Origin of the sequence: Microcoleus sp. AT8-A3 (assembly GCF_036705675.1) — a bacterium.
Classification (GTDB): Bacteria; Cyanobacteriota; Cyanobacteriia; order Cyanobacteriales; family Microcoleaceae; genus Microcoleus.
This window is the reverse complement of record NZ_JAUBVD010000136.1, coordinates 1-1,699: the sequence shown is the minus strand read 5'-3', so window position 1 is coordinate 1,699 and position 1,699 is coordinate 1. Positions and strand designations below refer to the sequence as shown.

Annotated in this window: 3 protein-coding genes; 1 reads left to right on the top strand and 2 read right to left on the bottom strand. The window is 42.4% G+C overall.

Going from position 1 to position 1,699, the window contains the following annotated elements; all coding sequences use genetic code 11:
* The first annotated feature begins 237 nt into the window (after window positions 1-237).
* Window positions 238-525, top strand: a complete 288-nt coding sequence (locus QUB51_RS30255) for a hypothetical protein (protein ID WP_333058548.1) — start codon at window positions 238-240, stop codon at window positions 523-525.
* Between the two features lie 123 nt (window positions 526-648).
* Here QUB51_RS30255 and QUB51_RS30250 read toward each other — a convergent pair whose 3' ends face one another.
* Both QUB51_RS30250 and QUB51_RS30245 read right to left on the bottom strand, forming a co-directional pair.
* Window positions 649-903, bottom strand: a complete 255-nt coding sequence (locus QUB51_RS30250) for a hypothetical protein (RefSeq protein WP_333234348.1) — start codon at window positions 901-903, stop codon at window positions 649-651.
* 58 nt (window positions 904-961) lie between these two features.
* The coding region (locus QUB51_RS30245) for a hypothetical protein (RefSeq protein ID WP_333264555.1) at window positions 962-1,699 on the bottom strand (738 nt) is incomplete at its 5' end.

Sequence of the window (1,699 nt, the reverse complement as noted above, 5' to 3'; positions counted from 1 at the left end):
TAAGAATTGTTTTATAAAAAACAAATCATGCACAAATATGATTTTCTGTCAACTTAATTTAGATGCGTTTACCCTGGGCGTATTGTCGATCGCCCACCATTTAGAAATAGACGAGATCCCCTAATCTAAAAAAGTACGAGATCCCCTAATCTAGAAAAGTGCGAGATCCCGCAATCTAAAAAAGTACGATCGCCGATAATTGAGAAAAGTACGATCGCCCACCCGGTCGATCGCGCGGTGGATAAACAAGGACGAGATCCCGTTAATTCGATCGCCCGCAGAATCAATGGCCGATCGCCGGAAACAGAAAAATTACCTAAAAACGGGCGATCGACTCAAAGGAAGTTGTGCCCGGTGTGCGATCGCCCGACTCAGCTCAAACTATCGATAATAATTCGAGCGCACAAAATGACTAGCCCGCCCCGGTCGATCGACTCAGAGGAAATTGTACGGGCGATGTGCGATCGTCCGAGGGGTGTAAAACTATCAACAATCATTCGATCGCACAAAACAACTAGCTTGTAAAGTTGATCGACTCAAAGGAAATTGTACCCGGTGTGCGATCGCCCGGAGGGTGTAAAGCTATAGATAATCATTCGAGCGAACAAAACTAATCGCCCGCCACGTCGATTATTTGAGCTTGTCATATTATCCCTCTTTTAGTGGGACAATCGTCTCCGCTACAGCTCTTAATATTGAGGCGAGGCGATCGAAATCAACATATGTGGGGATATGTTCTTCGGATATAACTTTTTGCAGGCTTTTCCAATCATCTATCAGTGAACCTACATCTAGACTAACATCAGTTTCAAAGTTTGTCCATTCATCAGACGAAACTATCCAATAGTAATCTATATCATTAATATCTAATGATATAATGCCCTCTTGTTCCATTTTATTCATGAGTTTATCAAACAATATCCGTAGTTCACCAACCGTCACATTCATCGATTTATCCTCTCTATCTGCGATTAAGTTCTTGTTCTATTTTGATTAACTCATCTCTTTGCTTCTTGATTTGTTTTTGAAGTGCATTAATACGCCCCTGTATAATTTGTTCCCTTATTTGTGGATTTGGTGCGTTTTTAAGCCTGCCATCGTTATCATAAGCATCGGGATTTGCTATGTAGTCATTGAGCTTTTTCTCGTGTTCTTGGATTAGGTCTTGATAGGAGTTTCGGGCTTTCTCCAATTGAGGTGTTGTCATCTTTTGGTAAAGTTGACTCCCTGTACCGCCTGTTCCTTGAGAATATAATACTCCAAGTTCCTGAACTATATTTCTTAGACCAGCCGCCAACGTAGTTGTTCCGTGTAGTCCCAAAGCTACACCTCCTACTATGGCGGGAGCACCTCCGATGCAAGTGAATCCTGCTATACATAAAAATCCACCTCCCGTGGCAGCACCACCGCCTGCTATGATTTCCAAAATTCCTGTGACAATTGCTGCCCCATCTCCTAACCGTTGTCCCCACCAAAAATAATTGTAGTCGGGAAGCCCTTTAAGCCCTCGTTCCACATCTTGTTCTTGTCCATCCCAGTAAGGGTTGAAGACCTGGAATAACCATTTAGTTGAATCTCCGATATTACGTAGATACTGATATACTGCGCCAGCAACAAACATCCCAAGAGGTCTAAAAAAATTCAACAATTGTTGAATAACTTCTGCCAGTGCAGAACGTTTGTTTTCAGGTAATTTTCC